This window comes from Anabaena sp. UHCC 0187 (assembly GCF_009712035.1).
Taxonomy (GTDB): Bacteria; Cyanobacteriota; Cyanobacteriia; order Cyanobacteriales; family Nostocaceae; genus Dolichospermum.
This window is the reverse complement of record NZ_VILB01000014.1, coordinates 326,494-352,245: the sequence shown is the minus strand read 5'-3', so window position 1 is coordinate 352,245 and position 25,752 is coordinate 326,494. Positions and strand designations below refer to the sequence as shown.

23 protein-coding genes are annotated in these 25,752 nt (G+C 38.1%); 16 read left to right on the top strand and 7 right to left on the bottom strand.

Features of this window, described 5'->3' with window-relative positions; all coding sequences use genetic code 11:
* Positions 1 to 62 precede the first annotated feature (62 nt).
* From FJR11_RS18040 to FJR11_RS18025, 4 genes are all read left to right on the top strand, one after another.
* Positions 63 to 875 (top strand): nuclear transport factor 2 family protein, encoded by an 813-nt coding sequence (locus tag FJR11_RS18040; protein WP_168506143.1) that lies wholly within the window; start codon positions 63 to 65, stop codon positions 873 to 875.
* Positions 876 to 953: 78 nt separating this feature from the next.
* Positions 954 to 1,715, top strand: coding sequence for an SDR family oxidoreductase (locus FJR11_RS18035; RefSeq protein WP_168506141.1), 762 nt, complete (start codon positions 954 to 956; stop codon positions 1,713 to 1,715).
* Positions 1,716 to 1,750: 35 nt separating this feature from the next.
* A complete protein-coding gene (locus tag FJR11_RS18030) occupies positions 1,751 to 2,011 on the top strand; it encodes a hypothetical protein (RefSeq protein ID WP_168506139.1) in 261 nt (86 codons plus the stop codon).
* Complete coding sequence (locus tag FJR11_RS18025; RefSeq protein WP_168506137.1) at positions 2,008 to 2,463, top strand: PIN domain-containing protein; 456 nt, start codon at positions 2,008 to 2,010, stop codon at positions 2,461 to 2,463. The genes FJR11_RS18030 and FJR11_RS18025 overlap by 4 nt, the downstream gene beginning before the upstream one ends.
* Positions 2,464 to 2,524: 61 nt before the next feature.
* Here FJR11_RS18025 and FJR11_RS18020 read toward each other — a convergent pair whose 3' ends face one another.
* The gene (locus tag FJR11_RS18020; RefSeq protein WP_168506134.1) at positions 2,525 to 2,932 is read right to left on the bottom strand and encodes a universal stress protein; all 408 of its coding nucleotides are present in this window, start codon (positions 2,930 to 2,932) and stop codon (positions 2,525 to 2,527) included.
* A gap of 88 nt (positions 2,933 to 3,020) precedes the next feature.
* Between FJR11_RS18020 and pgk the strand changes: the two genes are divergently transcribed.
* From pgk to FJR11_RS18005, 3 genes are all read left to right on the top strand, one after another.
* The gene (pgk, locus tag FJR11_RS18015; RefSeq protein WP_168506132.1) at positions 3,021 to 4,223 is read left to right on the top strand and encodes a phosphoglycerate kinase; all 1,203 of its coding nucleotides are present in this window, start codon (positions 3,021 to 3,023) and stop codon (positions 4,221 to 4,223) included.
* Positions 4,224 to 4,409: 186 nt separating this feature from the next.
* Positions 4,410 to 4,652 carry a type II toxin-antitoxin system ParD family antitoxin gene (locus tag FJR11_RS18010; protein WP_168506130.1) on the top strand — a complete coding sequence of 81 codons (243 nt, stop codon included), beginning with the start codon at positions 4,410 to 4,412 and terminating at the stop codon, positions 4,650 to 4,652.
* A gap of 5 nt (positions 4,653 to 4,657) precedes the next feature.
* A complete protein-coding gene (locus FJR11_RS18005; RefSeq protein WP_168506128.1) occupies positions 4,658 to 4,987 on the top strand; it encodes a type II toxin-antitoxin system RelE/ParE family toxin in 330 nt (109 codons plus the stop codon).
* 26 nt (positions 4,988 to 5,013) lie between these two features.
* On the opposite strand, the gene FJR11_RS18000 is transcribed toward FJR11_RS18005, so the two are convergent.
* Complete coding sequence (locus tag FJR11_RS18000; protein ID WP_168506126.1) at positions 5,014 to 5,412, bottom strand: hypothetical protein; 399 nt, start codon at positions 5,410 to 5,412, stop codon at positions 5,014 to 5,016.
* A gap of 100 nt (positions 5,413 to 5,512) precedes the next feature.
* Between FJR11_RS18000 and FJR11_RS17995 the strand changes: the two genes are divergently transcribed.
* Positions 5,513 to 6,751: a PIN domain-containing protein gene (locus FJR11_RS17995; RefSeq protein WP_168506124.1), complete on the top strand. Its 1,239-nt coding sequence runs from the start codon at positions 5,513 to 5,515 to the stop codon at positions 6,749 to 6,751.
* Between the two features lie 10 nt (positions 6,752 to 6,761).
* On the opposite strand, the gene FJR11_RS17990 is transcribed toward FJR11_RS17995, so the two are convergent.
* Together FJR11_RS17990 and FJR11_RS17985 are read right to left on the bottom strand one after the other, a co-directional pair.
* The gene (locus FJR11_RS17990; protein WP_168506122.1) at positions 6,762 to 7,556 is read right to left on the bottom strand and encodes a hypothetical protein; all 795 of its coding nucleotides are present in this window, start codon (positions 7,554 to 7,556) and stop codon (positions 6,762 to 6,764) included.
* A gap of 114 nt (positions 7,557 to 7,670) precedes the next feature.
* A complete protein-coding gene (locus FJR11_RS17985) occupies positions 7,671 to 11,657 on the bottom strand; it encodes a magnesium chelatase subunit H (RefSeq protein ID WP_168506120.1) in 3,987 nt (1,328 codons plus the stop codon).
* 330 nt (positions 11,658 to 11,987) lie between these two features.
* On the opposite strand from FJR11_RS17985, the gene FJR11_RS17980 reads away from it, so the two are divergent.
* From FJR11_RS17980 to FJR11_RS17960, 5 genes are all read left to right on the top strand, one after another.
* On the top strand, positions 11,988 to 12,425 hold the full coding sequence (locus tag FJR11_RS17980) for a hypothetical protein (protein WP_168506118.1): 438 nt from the start codon (positions 11,988 to 11,990) through the stop codon (positions 12,423 to 12,425).
* A 207-nt stretch (positions 12,426 to 12,632) separates the two neighbouring features.
* The gene (locus FJR11_RS17975; protein WP_168506116.1) at positions 12,633 to 13,208 is read left to right on the top strand and encodes a Uma2 family endonuclease; all 576 of its coding nucleotides are present in this window, start codon (positions 12,633 to 12,635) and stop codon (positions 13,206 to 13,208) included.
* Between the two features lie 588 nt (positions 13,209 to 13,796).
* The gene (locus FJR11_RS17970) at positions 13,797 to 14,414 is read left to right on the top strand and encodes a hypothetical protein (protein ID WP_168506114.1); all 618 of its coding nucleotides are present in this window, start codon (positions 13,797 to 13,799) and stop codon (positions 14,412 to 14,414) included.
* Between the two features lie 616 nt (positions 14,415 to 15,030).
* A complete protein-coding gene (locus FJR11_RS17965; RefSeq protein WP_168506112.1) occupies positions 15,031 to 16,272 on the top strand; it encodes a lipid-A-disaccharide synthase in 1,242 nt (413 codons plus the stop codon).
* 29 nt (positions 16,273 to 16,301) lie between these two features.
* Positions 16,302 to 19,346, top strand: a complete 3,045-nt coding sequence (locus FJR11_RS17960) for an Eco57I restriction-modification methylase domain-containing protein (RefSeq protein ID WP_168506110.1) — start codon at positions 16,302 to 16,304, stop codon at positions 19,344 to 19,346.
* A 2-nt stretch (positions 19,347 to 19,348) separates the two neighbouring features.
* Here FJR11_RS17960 and FJR11_RS17955 read toward each other — a convergent pair whose 3' ends face one another.
* From FJR11_RS17955 to FJR11_RS17945, 3 genes are all read right to left on the bottom strand, one after another.
* Entirely contained in the window at positions 19,349 to 19,726 is a 378-nt protein-coding gene (locus FJR11_RS17955; RefSeq protein ID WP_168506108.1) for a hypothetical protein, read from the bottom strand.
* Positions 19,727 to 19,852: 126 nt separating this feature from the next.
* Positions 19,853 to 21,739, bottom strand: coding sequence for an ATP-dependent zinc metalloprotease FtsH (gene ftsH, locus FJR11_RS17950; RefSeq protein WP_168506106.1), 1,887 nt, complete (start codon positions 21,737 to 21,739; stop codon positions 19,853 to 19,855).
* 133 nt (positions 21,740 to 21,872) lie between these two features.
* On the bottom strand, positions 21,873 to 23,114 hold the full coding sequence (locus tag FJR11_RS17945) for an RNA-guided endonuclease TnpB family protein (protein ID WP_168506104.1): 1,242 nt from the start codon (positions 23,112 to 23,114) through the stop codon (positions 21,873 to 21,875).
* A 74-nt stretch (positions 23,115 to 23,188) separates the two neighbouring features.
* Here FJR11_RS17945 and FJR11_RS17940 point away from each other — a divergent pair, with 74 nt between their 5' ends.
* From FJR11_RS17940 to FJR11_RS17930, 3 genes are all read left to right on the top strand, one after another.
* Entirely contained in the window at positions 23,189 to 23,347 is a 159-nt protein-coding gene (locus tag FJR11_RS17940; RefSeq protein WP_168506102.1) for a hypothetical protein, read from the top strand.
* 281 nt (positions 23,348 to 23,628) lie between these two features.
* Positions 23,629 to 24,693, top strand: coding sequence for a dipeptide epimerase (locus FJR11_RS17935; RefSeq protein WP_168506100.1), 1,065 nt, complete (start codon positions 23,629 to 23,631; stop codon positions 24,691 to 24,693).
* Positions 24,677 to 25,723, top strand: coding sequence for a DUF1611 domain-containing protein (locus tag FJR11_RS17930; RefSeq protein ID WP_168506099.1), 1,047 nt, complete (start codon positions 24,677 to 24,679; stop codon positions 25,721 to 25,723). The genes FJR11_RS17935 and FJR11_RS17930 overlap by 17 nt, the downstream gene beginning before the upstream one ends.
* Positions 25,724 to 25,752 lie beyond the last annotated feature (29 nt).

Sequence of the window (25,752 nt, the reverse complement as noted above, 5' to 3'; positions counted from 1 at the left end):
CAGCTTCATTAAGATAAAACAAATTCCTTATCTTCTATCATCAAATCAGTAAAATCTTACTTATGACTAAAATTATCCCCTTATTAATGAAACGTAACAAAACACTAACTGTTAGTATTTCTCTGATTTCCAGTTTACTGACAATTGGTTTATCCAGCAATTGGCAATTAGCTCAAGCCGGTCAACCAGGAAATGCCCCCGCTACCCTCACTAACCTGTTAACACAAATTAATACCGCAGCTAATCAAGGTAATGTTAACGGTGTCATGGAATTTTACAGCCCCACATTCACTCATGGCGACGGCTTAAACCGCAAAGCTATGGAACAAGCTTTAACAGGACTCTGGAAACGATATCCTAAATTACGTTACACGACAAAGCTAGAATCCTGGAAATCTGAAGGTAATACAATTATTGCGGACACTGTCACCAGCATCAGCGGTTTACCTACATCTGCTAACAATAATTTAACTCTGCAATCTACCATTAAATCGCGTCAAAAAGTCACAGGTTCAAAAATCGTTCACCAAGATATTTTGTCAGAACGGACTCAACTAACTGCTGGGAATAAACCACCCCAAGTAGAAATTAAATTACCACAACAGGTAAAAGTTGGTGAAAAATATAGTTTTGATGCCATTGTCCAAGAACCATTAGGTGAGGATGTTCTGTTGGGAACGGCTATGGAAGAACCCATTCAAGGCAATAAATTTCTCAACCCCACAATTGCAAATTTAGAATTTCTCAATTCTGGGGGACTCTTCAAAATAGGACGCGCACCCTCTACTCCTGGTACTCAATGGGTTTCCGCAGTGATTCGCAGAGGTGAAAATATGACTATTATTACTCAGCGGTTACAAGTAGTTAAAAAGTAGGGGACTGGGGACTGGGGACTGGGAATAAAAAAATACTCAATTACCAATTACCAATCACCAATTACCAATTACCAATCCATGCAAAATCAAATTGTTTTTATTACCGGTGCAAGTAGCGGTATTGGTGCTGCTTGTGCCAAAATTTTTGCTGATGCTGGTGCAAAACTGATTTTAGTTGCACGGCGTTGGGAACGTTTGCAACAACTAGCTGATTCTTTAGATATTCCACCTGATAAAATCCATTTATTGCAACTTGATGTGTGCGATCGCTTGGCGGTAGAATCAGCTATTGCTAACTTACCCTCATCTTGGGCAAATATTGATATTCTGATTAATAATGCTGGTTTAAGTCGCGGTTTAAGTAAATTGCATGAAGGCGACTTTCAAGACTGGGAAGAAATGATTGATACTAACATCAAAGGTTTGCTTTACCTGACTCGCTATATTGTACCGGGAATGGTTGCACGGAATTTTGGTCATGTCATCAATATCGGCTCTATTGCGGGACATCAAACCTATCCCGGTGGTAATGTCTATTGCGGTACTAAAGCCGCCGTTAAAGCCATTTCTGAAGGCTTAAAACAAGACCTTTTAGGAACTCCTGTGCGGGTGACTTCTGTAGATCCTGGTATGGTAGAAACAGAATTTAGTGAAGTGCGTTTTCATGGTGATACAGAACGGGCTAAAAAGGTTTACGAAGGTGTTAAACCCTTGACTCCTGATGATGTGGCTGATGTGATCTTTTTCTGTGCTACTAGAGCCAGTCACGTTAATATTAATGAAGTCGTACTTATGCCAGTTGACCAAGCCAGTGCGACTTTGGTAAATCGGCGGGTTTGAATAAGATAAAATTAAATAAATAACCATTAAGCCAAATGTCTAAACAATTGATTGAGTTGATGACACTAGCGAACGCACTTACACCTGATGAACAATTAAGTTTAATCTCACATCTCACCCAAAGATTGCAACATTGCGAAATCAAACGCAAACCCAGCCGCAATTTGATGGAATTTGCCGGAATAGCCCCCAATTTATTAGGTGGTATGGATGCTCAAGAATATGTTACACGCATGAGACGTGGTGAATTTCCAGATTTAGAACTTGCGAACCAGCAATTGGAAAAACAGAAGTGAGTATTACCAATAATTTACAGGGTGTGAGACGCTTATTTTTGGATACTGCTCCAGTTATTTACTTCGTAGAACAACATCCAGAATACTTTCATCTGTCCCTAGAAGTATTTGAACAGCTTCAAAACACACCTTTAATTGGTGTTGTTTCACCTATTACTTTAGCTGAATGTTTAGTTCAACCCTATCGGTTAAAACAAACGGAATTACAGCAAGAGTTTATAGAGTTAATGACTGAAAATGACAAGATTGAATTTGTGGGATTGATTAATGAAACTATAGCAATAGAAGCTGCTCAAATACGCGCTAGATATAATATACAATTACCTGATGCTTTGCAAATTGCTGTGGCTTTAAACGCAGAATGTGAAGCTTTTTTGACTAATGATCTCACCTTCAAGCGAATTACAGAATTGCGTGTGTTAGTGCTGAATGATTTTCATAATCCTTCATAATCCAGAATTTTAGGTGGTGCGCTACACTGTGTTAATCCAGATTAACGCACCCGATAGTTAATCAAGGAACAATCAAAACCGGACAGGGAGAAAGGTTAATTACCCGCGTGGTAACGCTATCAGTTGAACCTTCTTCCGTTAAACCTAGTCCTCGACAGCCCATAATAATTAAACTAGCCTCAACTTCATCAGCAACATCACAGATAGTAAAGGCTGGTTTACCTTGTCTTTCTAGTAATTCCGCTATGATTCCTTGTTGAGAAAATAGGGTTTGGGCATTTTCTAGGAGTTTGGCAACTGCTTCTGGAGATACCATAGGACTGGTAGCAGGTGCTTCTGAGTCTGCCTCTTCAACGACTGAAAGCAGAATTAAGCGGCTGCCATAGGTTTGCACAATATTGGCAACTATATCAGCGGCCTCTCTGGCTTCTCGACTTTGATCAATGGGAAATAGAACTGTTTTAAACATATATCACCTCTGCACCCCTCACTCCGGTAAAATCTTGATGGTCATATTTTGAAGACAATAACAAAAAAGTAATCAGGAGAGTTTGGCTGTGTCTAAAAAAAGTTTAGCAAGTTTATCTGCGGCTGATATATCGGGAAAACGCGCTTTGGTGCGGGTTGATTTTAACGTGCCTGTGGATGATCAAGGCAACATTACTGATGATACCCGGATTCGAGCAGCGCTGCCAACAATCCAAGATTTGACCCAAAAGGGTGCTAAGGTCATTCTAACAAGTCATTTCGGTCGTCCCAAGGGTGTAACTGAAAAGTTACGTTTAACTCCTGTGGCTAAACGTCTTTCTGAGTTGTTGGGACAAGCAGTTGTGAAAACTGATGACTGTATTGGTGATGATGTGGCTGCTGCTGTAAGTGCTTTGGAAAATGGCCAAGTGCTGTTGTTGGAAAATGTTCGGTTTTACCCAGAAGAAGAAAAGAACGATCCTGAATTTGCGAAGAAATTGGCTGCAAATGCTGATTTTTATGTAAATGATGCGTTCGGTACTGCACACCGCGCCCACGCTTCTACTGAGGGTGTAACTAAGTTTCTGAGTCCTTCTGTGGCTGGTTATTTGGTGGAGAAGGAATTGCAATACTTACAAAGTGCAATTGAAGAACCTAAGCGTCCTTTGGCGGCTATTATCGGCGGTTCTAAGGTTTCTAGCAAAATCGGCGTGATTGAAACCCTGTTAGAAAAGTGCGATAAGTTGATCATTGGCGGTGGGATGATTTTCACTTTCTACAAAGCCCGTGGTTTGAGTGTTGGTAAGTCTTTGGTTGAAGAAGACAAGCTAGAATTGGCTAGAGAGTTGGAAGCTAAAGCCAAAGAACGTGGTGTGGCTTTGTTGCTACCTACAGATATTGTTTCCGCTGATAAGTTTGCTCCTGATGCTAATGCTACTACTGTCAGCATTGAAAATATCCCTGCCGATGGTATGGGTTTAGATATTGGCCCTGATTCTATCAAGGTTTTCCAAGCGGCTTTGGCTGATTGTAAGACTGTGATTTGGAATGGGCCAATGGGTGTGTTTGAGTTTGATAAATTTGCTGCGGGTACGGAAGCGATCGCTCATACTCTAGCAGAAATTGGCAAAACCGGCGCAACTACCATTATCGGTGGTGGTGACTCTGTAGCGGCTGTAGAAAAGGTTGGTTTGGCTGATCAAATGAGCCACATTTCTACTGGTGGTGGTGCGAGTTTGGAGTTGCTAGAAGGTAAGGTTTTACCTGGTATTGCAGCTTTGGATGAAGCGTAATTAAAAAGGTGAAGGATGAAGTTTTTTACTTTGTCCTTCATTTTTTAAACGCTGTGTAGGTTCATAGATAATCTACAGTTACTGGTTAAAAAGTGATACCTTCGGTCAGCTTCGCTATCGCCTAAATTCATCACTAGAATAAAAAATGATAAGATACTAATAAGATTTTATTCATATTAGAAACTTATGAATGTGAGTTTTCCGATACCAAAAGAACTTGAGTCTTATCTTGAGGTTCAGCTTCAATCTGGCAATTATGATACTGTAGCGGACTATTTTTTGATGTTGTTGCAGCAAGATCAACGGCGTAAGGATGCTCAAGCAAAATTAGCTAGTTTGTTGCAAGAAGGTTTGGACTCAGAAGCTGAACCTGTAACTCCTGAATATTGGCGGGATTTGCGCGGATCAATCTTTGGTGCGGCGCAGTAGTGAGTATGGCTTTTCAAGTAATTGTTCGCAATCGTGCTACTCAAGATATCAGACAACAAGCAAATTATATTTTGGTGAATGGTAATCGGGAATCAGGGGAGAAGTTTTTGGAGTTTGTTGAGTATGCTTTTACTCAATTGGCAATAACTCCCAATATGGGTAAGGTTGTGTCGTCTTTGTCTGATATGGGAACAATTCGTCAGTGGCGGATTAAGAATTTTAAGGACTATTTGATTTTTTATAAAGTTAAAAAGGAACAAGTGGAGGTTCTACGGGTTTTGCATGGAGCGAGAGATTTAGAGGATCTCTTGCCATTCTTAGATGAGGAAGTTTAATTTTTTGATTCCTACGGAGCGCTTCGCTATCGCTCATCCTCACATCTCCACAACAGCGATCGCACTCCCACACCCCAAAAGTGATCGCTCTCCCACACATCCCAAAAGCGATCGCATCCCCACATCCCCAAAAGCGATCGCACTCCCAACATCCCAAAAGCGATCGCATCTCCACATCCCCAAAAAAGCGATCGCACTCCCAACATCCCCAAAACAGCGATCGCACTCCCACATTCCCAAAACAGCGATCGCACTCCCAACATCCTCAAACAGCGATCGCATCCCCACATCCTAAAAGCGATCGCACTCCACACATCCCCAAACAGCGATCGCACCCCCACATCCCCAAAAGCGATCGCACTCCCAAACCCAAAAGCGATCGCACTCCCAACATCCCCAAAAGCGATCGCACTCCCACACCCCAAACAGCGATTATCTCCTAAATGTGGGTAAATTATGGTATAGTCTCATAAGCAAAAATTTTAGATTATGAGTTTATAATAGTCAAATTGGGTGTAAAAGCTTATGGAAACACTAAGAATAAAACGGCCTCACCAGTTACGGTTAGTTGCTTTAGATACAGAGGTTTTTGATAAAGTTAAATTTAACTATAATTCAAATAGTTTTATAAGGTTAGTTAAGTTAGCCAAAGAAAAAAAAGTTGCTATTTATTTAACAACTATCAATCAACAAGAAATATTATCTCATCTAGAAAAGTTATCGAAAGAATCTGTAGGTGCTTGGAAAAAATGTCATTCGGATTTTCGTAAAAAATCATCCATATTATATAACTCTACAGAGTATAAATATTTATTAAATTTAGAATTGGACGAAAAGAAGCTTTACAATGAGTTGATAAAACAATTCAACGGTTTTATACAAGAAGCACAAATTACATTATTACGAGTAGATAGCGTTTCCCCAGAAGATGTGTTTAGTAAATATTTTCAACTTATTCCTCCTTTCAAGGATGGTGCAAAGAAGCACGAATTTCCAGATGCTTTTGCTATAGCAGCAATAGAGAATCTGGCTAAAAATGAAAATCAGGACATATATGTCATTAGCGGAGATAATGATTGGAAAAATACAGTTGGTAACGCTAACAATTTGATTTACAAAGAAAGTATTGATCAATTATTAAAAGAAATTATAATAGAGGAAAGACTACAAATAGATAAGGAATCTGAGGATGTTAACTTTTGTTATAAAATACTTGAGAATAACATCAAAGAAATTAAGCACGAAATCTCAAATTCTTTCACTTCAAAAGAGTTTTCATTTAGTTATTACTTTGATGATGGTTATTTTGATCCAAATAGTGAAGATATAGAGTTTATAAAAGTTCATGCTATAAAAATTATTGAAACAAATATTGTAGACATTAATGATAAAGATCCTGAAAATCCAGTAGTGACATTTGAATTAGAAGCAGCAATTATATATACTGCCTATATTAGTTATGATAAGACTGAATACGCTTTTTGGAGTCAAGAAGAGGAGAGATATTATTCTCCTATTATGCGGATTAAAGGAAAAGTAAGGCAAAGTAATACATTATCTGTTGAAGTAACACTACAATTAGCAAGAGACTCAGTCTACAATTTATGTTTTGATTCTATCGTAGAAGTTATATTAGATCCTGATAATACTGTCCGAAATATAGAATTGTCATCAGATAATTTTGTTGAACAAATTTCAGAACAATATAACCCATATGAAGATGACGATGAGGAGCTTTTAGAAGAGGATAATTCACTAAGTTAAAAATTCTGTGCTATTCATTTATTAAATTAATGATTTTGAGGAATTTGTAACCAAATCCGTTTGGTTCAAATTTTCCAGGATGGATTTCATCAGAGGAAATCCACTGTCTCAATAGATAATTATAATCCGATTTTTCTTCTTTGCTCCCTAAATTTAAAGTAATCAGACCCAAAAAAGCAAAATTTTGTAAATGAAAATAATTATCTTTAATGTCTTTAGCATACTGTTGAGCATCAGTATTATGAATACTAGAAACAGGATCACGCTTTTGTAAAATATTGAGTAAATAAAATATTTTTAATATTTTGATATTATTTATGTCTATTTTATCTAGTACATAAATGTAAGACTGAAATTCTTTGTCCGTAATTTTTTCCTCTGCAAATGCTAAGAAAATCTTGAGTAATATGTCTGTTTTTTGGATTTGTTCAAACCTATCCAAAGCAATAATTATTTGTTTTCCAATTTCTTTTTTATCTTTTTGATTAGATAATTTTTGAGTAATTTTCTCCTGAATTTCAGACTTGACCTCTTTACAACCTAATATAAATCGGCATATTTTTTCTAACAGGAAGTAGTCACGAATAGCAAAGCCAGTTTTAGTTATTGCATAAAGTGTTTTGACAACTGGAATCTCTTTTAAGGCTTCATCTTGAACATCCTTCATTAGATGCTCAATCATTTCGTCTATGCCTATTTCAGCCAAACTGAAAACAGTATCCAAAGCATCAGGATTAGCTATAGTTTCTTCTAATGATTCTCCAAGTGAGAGTTCTTTCGGTTTTTTGGAACTATGACTATTCATATAGCAAATATTGTTAATTTAAGTATTGTCTGAAAATATCAATTGTTTTGTTTTTGAAAAATGCTTATAAATTAAAGGTGGGCTATTTACCCACCTTGTGTACTATATCACAATTTACTCAATTCCCTCAATCCGATTCTCGACCTCCTGATACAACTCACGTAACCGATCTAAATTCTCCTCGCTAGTCTCCCAATAACCGCGTCCATTCATTTCCAACAAAGTAGAAACAATCTTGCGGAAAGAATGAGGATTGAGATTCATGAGACGCTTTTGCATTTCCTCATCTTTGATGAAAGTCTCGTTCGTGTCCTCATAAACCCAGTTATCCACAGCGCCAGCAGTCGCACTCCAACCAGTGGTATTTACCAACCGTTTAGAAAGTTCGCGCACACCTTCGTAACCGTGAGACAACATTCCCTCATACCATTTGGGATTTAACAACTTTGTCCGCGCATCTAAACGCACAGTTTCTGATAAACTTCTCACCTGTGCATTCGCAGTAGTTGTATCTGCAATGTAAGATGCAGGTTTCTTGCCATCTGCACGCAGACTTGCTACTAACTTAGTAGGATCTGAGTCAAAATAATGGGAAACATCTGTTAAACTGATTTCCGAAGAATCAAGATTCTGGAAAGTTGCATCAGCAGTTTTCAAAGTAGTTTCAAAAATCTCTCTTGACTCATCCATAACCCCAGGATTATCAGAATTGAAAGAGAAAGATTTGCGCTTCAAATACATTTCCTGTAACTCAGCTTCACTATCCCAAGTGCTATTCTCCACCGCCAGGTTAATATTAGAAGAATAAGAACCAGAAGCATTAGAGAAAACGCGAGTTGCAGCTTGACGCAGATTTATGCCCATGTCCTCCGCTTGTTTCAAAGCGTGCTTGCGGACAAAATTCATTTCCAAAGGTTCATCCGCTTCAGCAGCCATTTTCACACCTTGGTCAAGCAAATTCATTTGGTTAATGAACAAGTCGCGGAATACACCAGAACAGTTAATTACAACGTCAATTCTAGGACGACCCAACTCTGCCAAAGGTATCAATTCCAACTTGTTCACCCGTCCCAAAGCATCGGGTACTGGACGCACACCAATCATCCACATAATTTGGGCGAGGGATTCACCGTAGGTTTTGATGTTATCTGTACCCCAGAGGACACAGGCAATGGTTTCTGGCCAGTTGCCATCATTTTCTGACCTGTTGCGTTCCAACAACCGATCCACGACGATTTTCGCAGATTGAACTGCGGCAGAAGTGGGGATAGATTGGGGATCTAAAGCGTGAATATTTTTACCAGTGGGTAATACGTCAGGATTACGGATAGGATCTCCACCGGGTCCGGGTAAAATATATTCACCGGCTAAACCTTGGAGAAGTCCACCGAGTTCGTTATCTGCACAAACTTGTTTTAAGCAGAATTCCAAATATTCAAACAGGGGTTTCAACGCAGAGGTATCAACTTTGGTGTAACCTGATTGATGCAGTGATTCTAACCAAGGTTCTTTTCTACCCATGTACAAGAAATTCAACTTGGAAACCGCGATAACTCGACCTTCTGCGTCAATTTGTTCTTGAACTAAGGCTGTGACAGCGGCACGGGTAGCGAGGGTGATATCTTGTAATAGTTGCACATCTGCCAAAATGCCGGCATCGTTGTTTCTGTAGATATCTTCAATGGTGCGTCCCAGACTTCTAGCAATAATTCCGGGTAAACCTTGAATTTCTTCCTCTTGTCGATCTAAACTGGCAATATTGACCAAAGTGGCGATCGCTTCTTCGGCACTAGGAGGTTTACCAATTACGTGCAGTCCACAAGGTAACAAGCGCGATTCAATCTCCATCAACCGCCGATAAACGCTACCAACAATGTTATCCCGTTCTTCCGAGGACATATCCTTAGAATCGGTTTCTGGTAACTCAATATCCTTGTCTAAGTTGACAATGCGGCATTTATCCATGATGGAATTGACAATGGAAACACCCCGTCCAGTGTCTTTCAAGGTTTGGTAAGAAGCAATTAACTCGCTGAGTTCCTTCAACCCTTTGTATAAACCAGCATTTTCCGCAGGTGGTGTCAGGTAAGAAATTGTTTCTGCATAACTGCGACGTTTGGCAATTGTGGCTTCACTGGGGTTATTTGCTGCGTAATAATACAGATTCGGAATTGAGCCAATTAGTTGATCTGGGTAACAATCACCGGACATCCCCATTTGCTTACCAGGCATAAATTCCAATGAGCCATGTGTACCAAAGTGTAACACAGCATCAGCGCCCCAAATCCGTTCTAAATAGGTGTAGTAAGCTGCAAAACCGTGATGAGGACTTGCGGAACGGGAGAATAACAACCGCATGGGGTCGCCTTCATAACCAAATGTGGGCTGGACTCCAATGAAAACATTACCAAATTGTTTCCCGTAAATCAAGAGATTTTGTCCGTCGCTGTTGAGGTTTCCGGGAGGTGGTCCCCAGTTCTCTTCTAAGCGTTGGGAGTAGGGTGTCAGTGCTTCATATTCTGGCACAGACATTTTGTAAGCGATGTTGAGTTCGGGACTGTTGTATTGTGCTTGTGCGTCGTGGATGACTTGTTCTAGCAACTCTTGGGGAGTTTCGGGAATGTCCTGCACGTCGTAACCGTTGTTTCTCAGTCCTTTCAAGACTTCATGGATTGAACCGAATACGTCTAAATATGCGGCTGTTCCCACGTTACCTTTGTCGGGAGGGAAACTGAAAACGGTGATGGCGACTTTTTTGATTAATTTGGGTTTGCGGCGCAGACTTGCCCATTTTAAGGCGCGTTGGGCGACAATTTCTACTCGGTCTTGTAAGGCGATCGCTTTCCCAGTTGCCCCATCTTTACCTGATAGGATAATCGGCTCAATTGCCCCGTCAAGTTCAGGTATAGCAATCTGTAAAGCCACTTGAATGGGATGTAACCCCAAATCGCTATCTAGCCATTCTTCGGTGGTTTGGAAGACCAAAGGCAAGGCAACCATGTAGGGACGATTTAACCGTTTTAAGGCTTCAATAGCTTTCGGATGATCTTGTCTAGCTGGTCCACCCACTAAAGCGAAACCAGTTAAAGAAACTACCGCATCTACTAATTGTAATTTAGTTGTAGGTTCATAGAAGTAAGCTTCTATTGGTTTAGAGAAATCCAAACCACCAGCAAACACAGGCAGAACTTTTGCACCTAATGATTCTAATTCCTGGACAATTGCCACATAATGGGCATCATCACCAGTTACTAGGTGAGTTCTTTGTAAAACCAAGCCTACACATGGTGCGAGGGGGTCTTTGAGATTTCGGGAAATATCTCTGCGGGTAGCATACCAGTTTAGATATTCTCGCACATCCTCAAACATATTTGGCGCTAAAGGATGCCAAATTCCCATATCGGGATAAACAACTGGTGCTTCATACTTAGCAGCAGCAAAGCTTTCTTTTTCTGCGCCTTTCAATACGTATTTATCAGCCAGCATCAGCAAGAAGTTTTCCAGGTTTTCGGCTGAACCACCTAGCCAATACTGAAAACTGAGCATGAAGTTTCTCGCGTCTTGTGCTTTTTCCATGGGGAGGAATTTCAGCACTTGGGGAAGTGTCCGCAACAACTTCAACATTCCGTCTTGGAAACCAGCGCCAGATTTTTCTTTGCGCTTCTTCATGAAGTTAGCAATGACGCTCTTGGATTGTCCTAACTGCGCCAAAGAGAAGCTACCCATTTTATTGAGGCGCATAACTTCGGGCATGGAGGGGAAGACAACCGACACATCTAGATTATCACGATGGGGTTCAACTGCCGCAACTACTTTCTGTGCTAAGTCTTCAATAAAAATTAGAGAAGCAATGAATATATTAGCACTGGCTATATCGCGCTGAAATCCTTCAAAGTTTTCAGTTCCACGCAGTTCTTCAATCAAGTATCCACTGATTTCTATGGCAACGCTGGGATGATTAGCGTTAATTTCCCGTACCGCTTGTGATAATGCACTTTGGTATTGGGATTCTAGCACGACATAGACAACCTTGATTAACTTACGTCCCCGTAAATCGTCAGGTGCAATATGTCGAATCGTGGATTTGACTTGGGTAAACATTCAAATAAGCTCCTTTCAAGCGTGTTCTCCTGAAGTTCGTTACAGCTAATATGGCCGTTTGTAACTTCAATTATCTTCGGCAATAAGAGTTTTTTAGCAGAAAACTCCGATTCTGTGGGGGTTTTATCCTATATCTGACACAAAATGATATAGAAAAAGAAATAATTATTAATGAATCTTAACAAAGAATGCAGGTTTTCTCACCTGGTTTTAAATTTTGTTTACATACTTGTTTCAGCATCTAGTGCTAGTGGTAGAAAAACAAGTAAATACTTCTGTATAATTAAGGGAATTTAAAAATAGTCGTCTTTTTAGCTTGGTGAGTGCCAAATGAGTGACCTCAAGAAAATAGATACCAATGCCTATGTGACAGTACAGGGACAATATGCTGTGGTCAATGAAGGTGCAGGGTACGCAATTATCAACATTCAAACAAAGCAGATAGTTGCTCGTAATATTTCATCTTTCCTTGACTGTGTAAAAACGCTGGAATACATTGTTGGAAAGGGTGAATCCCAAGATCCAATTCAACATTCTACGTCTAACGAAAATCCACCTCAGATACAATTAACTAACTTTGATGTTAAACCAGATGTACAAAGACTTATTGAAATCTACGCTCCAGCCACAGTGAGAGTGGAGAAGAAGGTGCATTGGAACCGAAGCCGATATAAGTGCTACGATGTATCTGGTAACTGTCTTGGACGGGTTAAAGGAAAACAAGGAGATCGTTATTGGGAAGACAGAAGCGGTAATAAACATTACTAAGAGAAAGTTTCCTCCCATTAATATCTATTGTAAAATAACATAGTCAATAGTGATCGCTGTTTGGGGATGTTGGGATGCGATAGCGCAAGCGCTGACTTGTCAGTTCGCCGAAAATTAGGGTAGTTGCCATTAATTGGTAACTAATAATATAGAATAAGACATGAGATAGTTAAATTTTCTCCCTGAACATTCAATGAGGATATGACCATGAATGCTTTAACTGTCAATTTGAAATCATTAATAGAAATGACTGATGATCAGTTTTTTCAGCTATGTCAAAACAACCGGGAATTGAGATTTGAAAGAAATGCAAATGGAGAGTTAATAATTATGCCACCAACGGGAGGAGAAACGGGAAATCGTAATGCGGGTATTACTGCTCAACTTTGGATTTGGAATGAGCAAAATAAGGAGGGTATAGTTTTTGATTCTTCTACTTGTTTTAAGTTACCAAATGGTGCAGATCGTTCTCCTGATGCTTCTTGGATTAAGTTAGAAAGATGGGATGCTTTAACTGATGAGGAAAAACAAAAGTTTCCTCCTATTTGTCCTGATTTTGTAATTGAGTTACTTTCTCCTAGTGATAGTTTGAAGACTACACAGGAAAAGATGAAGGAATATATAGATAATGGTGTGCATTTAGGTATATTAATTAATCGTAAATATCGTCAAGTGGAGATTTATAGACCAGGAAAAGAGGTTGAGGTTTTGGATTCTCCTGCTACGGTTTTAGGGGAAGATGTTTTAAAGGGTTTTGTTTTGAATTTGGGGATGATTTGGTAAGATTATATAGGTATTTATTTAACCAGGTAAATGATTTTAAGTTCGATTATTTTCGGCAATAAGAGTTTTTTATCAGAAAACTCCGATTATGTGGGGGTTTTATCCTATATCTGACACAAATGATATAGAAAAAGAAATAATTATGAATGGATATTAACAAAGAATGCAGGTTTTCGGACCTGGTTGTAAATTTTGTTTACATAATTATTCGATTATATGCATATTTAGTTGATTAATGGGTATGGGTTTAGTGTTGGAATGAACCACGAAGAACACTAAGAAAGAAGAGAGGAAGATAGATAATTTTGCGATAGGAAGTGAGTAAGAAGTTATACTATTTATACTAAAAACGGGTGATTAATAGCTTTTAGGATGTACCTTATAGCTGCCGGAAGTGCTGTAAAAAAGATTTCAATATCTGAATTTAGGAGATTTAAAATGCCTCGAATCAACTTACTCCATTTTATATTGTGTAGCGCGACTATATCGTTTGCCTTGTCTATCGGTGAACCAGCGCAGGCAAGTGACAGTAGATGTCCTCCCGGAATGAACTCTCCCGACGGTAACGTCTGTGTGTCAGGTGAGGGTATGTATGATGAAATCAGAGCCATTCAAAACCGACCACCTAATTACTTACCTGATCGGGATCCAGCACTTGAGAAAATGCAAGCCACCACCGAGTTAATGAGATCCGAGCTAGTAAGACGAGTAAAACTTTTCCAAGACCCCGACTATTTTAGATATCTGACAGGCAAATGGAGATTATTTTCATCTCCAAAAGGCGAAAAAAAAGGTGCATATTGTAATGCCTTCTTTTCAAGGGATGGAGTGATACTAACTTTGGCCGGACCTGGGGGAGAATATAAAGGGGCTGGTCTAATATTTATGTCGGCAGATATTCCTCGTCCTAAAACGCAAGAGGTAGTAAAAGTTACGCTTACCCAAAACAATGAGCCTCCCGTAACAGTTAAAGCTTTTAATTACTCAAACCCCGATCATTCATTTGGTTCAATTGCTGTGGCTGTCCCAACAATGGATGCACTTTTGACAAACATGGAAGATGTCCAGCGTTTTGATTTACAAATAGATGGTAAATCGATCGCTAAAATCATGTGGCATAGTGGTCTGGTTGCAAAGGCTGAATTACGTAAGTGCTTGAATGGTGAGCCTTATGCGGTGACACAGATAGACCTGATTAGAAAGTGAGAAACCAATTGCTTGTGAGAAATCCGGGTTTAGGAACAGGTTGATTATCATAAAATGACTGAAATAATGATCAAAAAAAATTGATAATTACTTGTAAAATCAAATGGAATTATCCATCTATCTACACGGATAATTCCATTAATTTGTTAAAAGCTAAAAGCCTAAAACCCTTATTATACCCTACCAGAAATTCTCATGAAATTGCTCTTTCTTACTTGCCTAAACCATCATATCTGTTTGGGTCTTTTTTCTCTTTTTTGTCCTTGGCATCTTTCTTAGGCTTTTTAACTTCTTTATTACCTTTTTTTTCCTTAGACATCAGTATTACCCAATTAGGTTGACCCGTCAAAGCTTACACATTCTGCTATTAGTAAATCAGGGCGTAGCTTACCTGATATCCTTTGAAAACAGCAAGGAAAGCATTGCACATTTACGCTACTAATTAGTATGATACATTGTTATTTGATTTTGTTATGAATTTGATTAACTATGATACAAAACTTTAGATACTCTGTCCCTAGGTCTAATTGAGATTCTGACTTCTATATTTGGTTTTATTGCTTTCATTAATTATATCAGTATAATCATATTTTATAACTTATTAGGTAATAATTAAATGACTACACCAGTAGATATTCTCATTCTTTCCAATGGACCAGGGGAGGTTACAACCTGGGTACGTCCTGTTGTTAAGGCATTGAGAGAACAATTAGGACATGATATTGCTCAAGTAAGAATTTCTGTAATATTATCACCTTGTCCTCATGCTAGTGGGAAAGAAGCTGCTATAGCATTGGGTTATCCAGAGGTTGATAGAGTTCAAGCACCCGAATATTTTTGGCAATTTTTACTGTGGGGAAAAACCGCCCAAAATTGGGAATGGAGAAATCAAGGTGTGGTCATATTTTTAGGTGGTGATCAAATTTTTCCAGTGATTATTGGTAAAAAATTAGGATATAAAACTGTAGTTTATGCGGAATGGTCAGCGCGTTGGCATAATTTTATAGATAAATTTGCGATTATGAAAGCGCAAGTTACAAAAAATGTTTCTTCTAAATATGCTGATAAATTCACTGTTGTTGGTGATTTGATGTTAGAAGCAGCAAAAAATCAAATAACATCTAAAATTGAAAATCCTCAATCTAAAATTGAACTAATCGGAATTTTACCGGGTTCAAAATCTGCAAAGTTAACTCAAGGTGTACCTTTAATGTTAGCTATTGCTGAATATATTCATCATAAAGAACCAGAAATAAAGTTTTTTATTCCTGTCGCACCAACTTTAGATTTACCGACTTTAGCCAGTTTTGCTAATCCTGAAACTAATTCATTTACAAAAGCTTTTAGTTTTCAAGGTGCATCTTTATCCGGTAATTTTCTCACAACTACTACTGGGTTAATAGTGGAATTAAAACAAGAAAATCCAGTTTATGATTCATTATCCCAATGTTCTCTTTGTTTAACTACAGTTGGGGCAAATACCGCCGAATTAGGGGCGTTAGCTGTACCTATGATTGTCCTATTACCAACTCAACAATTAGATGCTATGCGTTCTTGGGATGGTTTACCAGGAATATTAGCAAATTTACCGGGAGTAGGTGCTAGTTTTGCTAAATTAATTAATTGGTGGGTGTTGAGACGTAAGGGTTTATTTGCTTGGCCAAATATTTGGGCGCAAGCAGAAATTGTCCCCGAATTAGTAGGTAAATTGCAACCGGAAGCAGTGGGAGAAATGGTTTTAGACTTGTTAGCAAATCCAGAGAAGTTAGAGGATATGCGGGATAAATTACGCAGCGTTAGGGGTGAAGGTGGTGCTGCGGAGAAATTGGCAATTTTGGTGAAGAAAGAGTTATTATAGATATATATAAAATTGAGGTTTTTTTAAATATGAAAGCACCTGATAGTATTATTCAACTTGTTGAACATTTTCACTCTTCGATAGAATTATATCGTGTGGGGGGAATTAATGAAACACAAACTAGAATTGAATTTATTAATCCTTTATTTGCTGCTTTAGGATGGGATATTGGCAATGAACGACAAGTTTCTGATATTTATAAAGATGTTGTTCATGAAGATTCTTTAAAAATTAGTGATGCAAATAAAGCCAAAGCCCCTGATTATAGTTTTCGGATTGGTGGAGTCAGAAAGTTTTTTGTTGAAGCTAAAAAACCTGCTGTTAATGTTGGTAAAAATATTAGTGCAGCTTTTCAAGTGAGACGTTATGGATGGTCTGCAAAATTAGCTTTAAGTATTTTAACAGATTTTGAAGAATTTGCAGTTTATGACTGTCGAATTATGCCAAACAAAAATGATTCAGCATCAATAGCTAGAATCAAACACTTTAATTATACAGAATATATTGATAAATGGGAAGAGATTTATGATCTTTTTTCTAAGGAAGCTGTGTTAAAAGGTTCTTTAGAAAGGTTTGCGGAAACTAAAGTTAAAGCCGGGATTACTGTTGATAAAGCCTTTCTCCAGGAGATTGAAATTTGGCGAGAAAATTTGGCTGCTAATCTTATTTGGCGAAATCCTCAAATTCAACAAAGAGAGTTAAATTTTGCGGTACAAATGACGATTAATAGAATTGTATTTTTACGCATTTGTGAAGATAGGGGAATAGAAATTTATGAACAGTTATGGAATTTATTGAAATTAGAGAATATCTATCAAGAATTAGGGCGGTTATTTATCAATGCAGATTATCGTTATAATTCGGGGTTATTCCATTTTCAAATTGAAAAAGGACGAGAAGGAACTGATGATTTTACTTTAAATTTAAGCATAGATGATTCTATTTTAACATCAATTATTAGAAAACTCTATCCTCCAGAAAGTCCTTATGAGTTTTCTGTGATTCCTGTGGAAATTTTAGGACAAGTGTATGAACAATTTTTAGGTAAAGTCATTCAAATATCTGCAAGTCGTCAAGCAGTTATTGAAGATAAACCGGAAGTAAGAAAGGCTGGAGGTGTTTATTATACTCCTAGTTATATTGTTGATTATATCATTAAACAAACTATTGGTAAAGTTTTAGAAAATAAGAAACCAGAAAAAATCCAAGATATAACAATTCTTGATCCTGCTTGTGGTTCGGGTTCTTTTTTAATTGTGGCTTATCAATTTATCCTAGATTGGTATTTAGAACAATATCTGCAAAATCCCAAGAAATACAAAAATAAATTCTATCAAATTTCAGAGCATCAATGGCGGTTAACTGCAAGTGAGAGGAAGCAAATTTTATTAACTCACATTTATGGTGTTGATATTGATCAACAAGCGGTAGAAACAACTAAATTATCTTTGTTATTAAAGGTATTAGAAGGAGAATCAGGAGAAACAATTACCAGACAATTACAGTTGTTTAAAGAAAGGGCTTTACCTGATTTAGATCATAATATTCAATGTGGTAATACCTTGATAGATGGAGAATTTTATCAACATACTCAATTAAGTTTTTTGGACGAAGCTACGGCTTATAGAGTTAATATTTTTGACTGGAAATCGGCTTTTTCTGCTATTATGAAACGAGGTGGTTTTGATGTAGTTATTGGTAATCCTCCCTATATTAGAATTCAAGCTTTAAAAGAATGGGCTGTATTGGAAGTTGAATTTTATAAACGACAGTATATTTCTGCTAGTAAGGGAAATTATGATATTTATGTTGTCTTTGTCGAAAAGGGATTAGAGTTATTAAGAAAAGATGGCTATTTAGGTTTTATTTTACCTCATAAGTTTTTTAATGCTCAATATGGAGAATCTATCAGGAAGTTAATTGCTGAGGGTAAATATCTGAATAAAATAGTGCATTTTGGAGATCAACAAATCTTTCCTAAAGTCTCAACTTATACTTGTTTGCTTTTTCTAAAAAAATCACAACAATCTGATTTAGAAATGGAAAAAGTGATTGATTTAATGGATTGGAAAATCAACAATAATAGTCAAACAGGAATTATTAATCATTCATTAGTTTCAGCTTCAGAATGGAATTTTATTCTGGGAGAAGATGCTAAAATATTTACTAAATTACAACAAATTAAATCTACACTAGAAGATGTAACAGAGAGAATTTTTCAAGGAATTAAAACCAGTGCTGATAAAATATATATCTTAGAAGAATTATCACGGGAAGATAATTTAATTCAAGTTTTTTCTAAACAAAAACAAATAGCATATTGGTTAGAATCTAAGTTACTACATCCTTTAATCAAAGGTGGTGATAGTAAAAGATATTATTTGTCTAAAACTAATAAGTTGATTATCTTTCCCTATATGCTTAAAAATAATGGTTCAATGGAATTAATTTCCATGAATACCTTTGAAAGAGAATATCCTTTAACCTGGAATTATTTACTAGATAATAAAAATTATTTAGAAAGTAGAGAAAATAGTAAGATGTTAGGAGAAAATTGGTATGGATATAGTAGATTTCAAGCTTTAAATGTCATGGCTTTACCAAAAATATTTACTCCTGATATTGCTACAAGTTCATCATTTACATGGGATAAAACAGGGGAAATCTTTTTTACAGGTGGTGTCGCTGGAGGATATGGAATTTTAGTAAAATCTGGTTATTCATGGGAATACATTTTAGGATTATTAAATAGTAAAGTCCTAGAATTTTATCTCAAAAAATCATCTACATCAATGAGAGGCGGTTACTATAGTTTTGAATCTCGGTTTATTCGCAATCTTCCTATTAAAGTTATTGATAAGTCTCAAATTCCACAGAAGCAAAAACATGATTTAATTGTTAATTTAGTACAACAAATGCTTTCTCTCCATGAAAAAATCAATGAGGTAAATACACCCCCAGCAAAAAGAATGATTCAGCAACAAATTCAAGCAACTGATAGACAAATCAATCAATTAGTTTATGAACTCTATGAATTAACTGATGCAGAAATAACTATTATTGAAAGTACATGAATTTACTCTTCCCCTTGTCTGCGTCCTAGTTCATACACACCAGCACCCATACAAGCCAGTATCCCAATGCTAATTCCCCAACTATTACCTAAACTGATATCTAAAATCCAGTTAGATAAACCACCAAATATCAAAAATGGGAAAATGCTAAATAGTGAAGCATAAAAGGAATTTTGAGCTTCTCTGGCTTTGCGAGTCTTTTCAAATTCTGATTGACTGGTATAAAGGGAACGTTCAGCAAAATTAAACCAGCGGTTGAGTTGTGTTGTTACCCATTCTCTAATTTGGGAAAAACTCACATACAATGCTAAAGCCCATAAACAAGCTCCAGCGATGGCAATTTTATCTATTTCCAGGCGAAAAGGCAATATGTCAAACATGGCATCAGTTAACTCTCCAATTCCTAATTTTAGCTTTTATCTGCTGCTAAATCCGACTATGGGGAGATTTTTGTTTAAAGTAATGTAGAGACGTTCAATGGAACGTCTCTACAAGGATTATCGAAACTAATAAGTTACGGCTACTGGCTCATTAATGACTTTGATTTCCGTATTTTCCTCAACAATCTTCCGGAACACATCACCCTCAATTGTTTCTTGTTCTATCAACATATCCACTACCCGTTCTAAAATTAAACGGTTTTCTTGGATTATTTCTTTAGCCTGAATATAGGAGTGACTAATAATTTCCCGAACTGCGGCATCAATTTTAGCAGCAATGTCTTCAGAATATTCAGATTTATTTCCCCAGTCACGCCCTAAAAATACATCATTATTTTGATTTTCCAAAGAAACTGGACCCAAATCAGACATCCCAAATTTTGTCACCATTTGTCGTGCCATATTGGTAACTTGTTGTAAATCATTTCCCGCACCTGTGGTGACTTCCGCTTTTCCAAAAACGACTTCCTCAGCCGCGCGACCGCCTAAAGTTGCGGCAATGCGGGCTAAAATTTGGGAACGGGAAATTAAACCCTGTTCTTCATTGGGAGTAAACCAAGTTAAACCTAGCGCTTGTCCTCTAGGAATGAGGGTAACTTTTTGTACAGGATCATGACCTTGAACCAACGTACCGACCAAAGCGTGTCCGACTTCGTGATAAGCAATCAAGCGTTTACTTTTGCTATCTACTAAAGCAGTTCCTTCCATACCCGCAACTACTCTATCTATGGCGTTATCAATTTCTAAATCAGTAACAGCTTCTTTGCGTCTTCTGGCGGTGAGAATTGCAGCTTCGTTGAGTAAATTGGCTAAATCTGCACCGGTAAAACCAGGAGTGCGCCGAGCGATCGCTTCTAAAGATACACTGGGATCAATCTTCTTATTCTGAGCGTGGACTATCAAAATTTCCTGTCTTCCCTTCAAATCGGGGACATCCACAATCACCTGTCTATCAAAGCGTCCTGGACGTAACAGAGCCGAATCGAGGACATCTGGACGATTGGTAGCAGCAATAATAATAATCCCTGTATTCCCTTCAAAACCATCCATTTCCGTCAATAGCTGGTTAAGGGTTTGTTCCCGTTCATCATTTCCCCCACCAATACCCGCACCCCGTTGTCTACCTACTGCGTCAATTTCATCAATAAATATTAAACAAGGAGCATTTTCCTTGGCTTTTTTAAATAAATCCCGCACACGGGAAGCACCCACACCGACGAACATTTCCACAAATTCCGAACCAGACATACTGAAAAAAGGTACACCCGCTTCCCCCGCAATGGCTTTTGCCAGTAAGGTTTTCCCAGTTCCCGGCGGTCCAATTAACAACACACCCTTGGGAATTTTTGCACCTACGGCTGTAAATTTTTCTGGCTGTTTTAAGAAGGTAACAACTTCTTCTAATTCTTCTTTTGCTTCCTTAACTCCCGCCACATCATTAAATTTTACCCCTGTTTTCGCTTCCATTTGAAACCGAGCGCGAGATTTACCAAAATTCATCGCTTGGTTAGAAGCATTTGCCGAACGGCGTAGAAACAATAGCATTAAAGCCACTAGGGGCAAAATCCACATCAGATTGATTAACAACCCCACAGCGGCTCTGTTCCCAGCGGAGGAAACTTCCCCAAAATCAACCTTTTTTTCCCTAAGTTTATTAATTAACTCCGTATTTTGATCTAAAAGGCGCACCTGTAAAGGTAGAGTATCGGGCTTTTGTCCCACTAAATAAACCCTAGCCGTCTGCTCAGTTTGATCTAACTCTACCTTTTGAACTTCGCCTTTGTCCGCCTTTTGAATCAATTCCCCATAGGTTAAAGAATTCCGCTCTGTTTTTTGCTGCGCTAAAACGGGACTACCACCAACTATCCCCGGTAACATCATCAACCCAGCAGCTATGACCCCAGTTACAACATGACGCTGAGACGAAAAAGCCTTTTTGTGCAAATTTTCCATAATAGTTATCCTTTATTCCTGTTTTTCTGGTGAAATTGTCAAATCTAGAAATTACAGTTTTCTTATCTAGTTTAGCTGCCAGACTCAATTATTAACAGGGTTGACACTCCCCGCTCTAAAGAGACGGGGATTCTTAAGACCAAATAAATAATCTTAACGGCGATATCAATGCGCCTCTACTGATTCCACCAAGATTTAATCCTAGCTTTACCGCTACTTTTCTGAAAATATTGCTTGCCCCATTGCAATCTGCATTTATTTTTGTACCATCCTGAGAATGATACAAACCCCGACTAACTCTTTTCCCTGACTCTTTCCACCCTTTGGGTTTTTCGCCAAACCTAGGTAGAAAATCATTATCTAAGAATGATGCTTTTGAGGTATAAGATTCCTCGGTTTCAATAAATTTAATTCCGTATTGTTCACAAAGTTGAGCAATGCGGTATTTTAGTTTTGCGGTAGGGATTTGAACAAACTTTTGATTAGTTTTAGAGCCAAGATTTATGGAGTCTTTTTGACCGATATTCCAGCCAAAAATGACAGTACCAATCTTGTTTTCAAGGCAATGATTGACAACTACTCTAGCCGCTTTATTAACTGCATCCCTCATTTGGCGATTACGCTTTTCAGTTATTGATGCTAACTGCTTAGACCAAAAACCATGAGGTTGATTTTCTTTAAGAACCGAAACTCGCTTGTTGTACCATTGATTCACTGACTTTAATTTGCGCCCGTCAATTAGAAATGATGTACCAACGTTGCTGACACAGGTTAGCCAATTATTCAAACCGTGATCAATTGATAAAACATTCTCAAGATTTACGTCGGGTTTTAGAGAAGATATTTTATAAATTAGCTCTAGATAAAACTCATTGTTTCTTGGCAGTATCCGATATTCTTTAATGTTTTTATCTTCTAGATTTGAGGGCATAGGGACATAAAAAGCGTCAATCCCAAACCAAACTTTTACCTTAGTTCCTAATGGGAATCTTAGTTTACCATCCTTTAATTTAATAGCTTGTCCAGGAAAAGTTACGAGATTTAATCCACATTTTCTGTATCCAGGTAACTTAGGCTTTTGAGTTACCGTACCGTTCTTAGTTCCTTTTAAAAGTCCAATATAAGACTTGAAAGATTCAGCAACGGTTGTTAAACACTGCTGTGCAGCTTGAGAATACATCGCCCCAAAATGTGAATTATTTGCTAACTCACGATGTAAGTCAAACTTGCTAGGTATTTTACCCGTTTTAAAAAATAGTTGTCTAGCATAATAAGTCCCGCAATTGGCAAGTTTATTTGACTCCCCACACAAGAACTCTAGGATAGCTCCTAACTCCTTGTTGGGACTGATTAATATTTGTTGGCATCCATACATTGCGTTATTCTCCCTTCATTATATGATAGCATAATGTATTGATACCCGCAATACATTATGCTAGATAAAACATTATGAAAGATAAAACATTGTCAGTCCGCCTCTCGGAACGCAGAAAACACAAGCTGTATTTATACTCCCTGCAAAAAGAAAAAACTATTACCGCATTGATAGAAGATTGGGTAGATGGTTTAAAACTCAAGGAGAATAAAGATAATACTGAAGGCGGTTAAAAAAAACCGCACCAGTCGTTTTTCATCCCCTGTCTAAAGCACGAAAGACACAAACTCCGTTCGGAGTTTCTCAGGGGCTTTCAAACTTCCCAGTCTATTTTGTAATGGAAGAAGGGGGTAAGAGGGTAAAGAAAAGTGCTAATTAAACTCAGATAAAAGCTGGCAATATCTGGTTTTATATTCACAAAATCATCATTATTTGATCCCAGTTGCTATAGTTATCTAGTTTACTTCGTGTCATTAGTTATCAAGAAAAACCCTGTTCCCTATTTAATATATTTATGCAAATCAATTTTCAAACCTTTACCGTTAATAAACGATTTCCCTTAACAATTAGTCGAGGCACAACAGCACAAACAACAAATATTTGGTTACAAATTGCCCAAGAGGGAATTGTCGGTTGGGGAGAAGCATCTCCTTTTGGTGTGGGCAATCACAGGCAATCTACTGAGCAAATCCAAGAGACTTTGCCACAAATCATCCCTATTATCCAAAAATTCAGCCCTTGGCAACGGCAGGAAATTGAGGCAGTATTAGAACGAATGCAAGTTCCTTCCGCAGTTAAAGCGGCTGTGGATATGGCATTACATGATTGGTTGGGTAAGCGAGTTGATTTACCTTTGTGGCAACTGTGGGGACTGGATAAAAATGCTATAGTGCCAACATCGGTAACAATTGGGATTAATTCCCCAGCAGGTGCAAAGTCCAGGACGCAAGACTGGTTAGAATTTATGGATGTGCAGTTATTAAAGGTAAAATTAGGTTCGACCGCAGGAATAGAAGCAGATCAAAAAATGTTATTAGCAGTAAAGGAAGCAGCCGCGGAAGCAGCCGCAGGAAAAGATGTGTTTGTTGATGCTAATGGAGGTTGGAGTTTAGATGATGCCATTTATATGTGTGGTTGGTTAGCTAATTTGGGGATAAAGTATGTAGAACAGCCTTTAGCAAGGGGTGAAGAAGCAAATTTAGCCCAGTTAAAAAAACATTCACCGTTACCAATTTTTGTAGATGAAAGTTGCTTTACCAGTGCGGATATTCCCCAGTTAGCTAATCACGTAGATGGAATTAATATCAAGTTAATGAAATCTGGGGGAATTACTGAGGCTATGCGAATGGTGCATACAGCCAAAGCCCATAATTTACAAGTCATGTTTGGCTGTTATTCTGATAGTTCTCTGGCTAATACTGCCGCATTACAACTTGCACCACTGGCTGATTATTTGGATTTAGATAGTCACTTGAATTTAATTGATGATCCTTTTAGTGGTGCAGTTGTAGAAAATGGGCGAGTTTTGCCGAATAATTTACCTGGTTTGGGAGTAAAACATAGTGCGTCTGTCGCTTAATCAAAAAATAGCAATTCTTCTCCATGAGGGAATTACTGGAGTTCAGGGAAAAACAGGGTTATCAATTTTACGTTACAGTGAATCTGCAATTGTCGCTGTAATTGACAGAGAATCTGTTGGTAAATCTTTAGTAGAGTTAACAGGTATTAACCGAGATGTGCCAATTGTGGCATCTGTAACAGCAGCGTTACAGTATCAGCCGCAAGTCTTGGTAATTGGGATTGCTCCCAAAGGTGGTGCTGTTCCTGATGATTATTGGGTTGATATTAAAGATGCTCTCAAAGCGGGAATGTCTTTGGTAAATGGATTACACACACCACTGGCAAATATACCGGAATTAAATGCCCTCCTCAAACCAGGACAATTGATTTGGGATGTCCGCAAAGAACCAGCTAATTTAGATGTAGCATCAGGAATGGCGCGAAATCTGCCCTGTCGGCGAGTATTGACGGTGGGAACGGATATGGCGATTGGGAAAATGTCCACCAGTCTGGAATTACACCGAGCGGCTAAGTTGCGGGGTTTGCGTTCTAAGTTTTTGGCTACCGGTCAAACGGGGTTAATGTTGGAAGGGGAAGGAGTGGCTTTAGATGCTGTGCGGGTAGACTTTGCGGCTGGTGCGGTGGAACAGTTAGTCATGCGTTTTGGTCAACATTATGACATTCTGCAAATTGAAGGGCAAGGTTCTCTTTTACACCCTGGTTCAACGGCAACTTTACCTTTAATTCGGGGTTCTCAACCCACACATTTAATATTAGTGCATCAAGCAGGACAAACCCATAACCGTAATAATCCCACGATACCGATTCCACCTTTACCGGAAGTAATTCGGATGTATGAAATTGTTGCTAGTGGTGCGGGTGCTTTTGGTCACGTTCCTGTGGTGGGAATAGCTTTAAATACTCGGAATTTGGGGGAAGTAGAGGCAAAAAATGCGATCGCTCAAATCATAGCAGAAACTAAACTACCTTGTACAGATCCTATCCGGTTTGGGGCTGGGTTGTTGTTGAATGCAGTTATGCAGAGTTAGATGTATTAGTTATAGTCTCACGCAAAGGC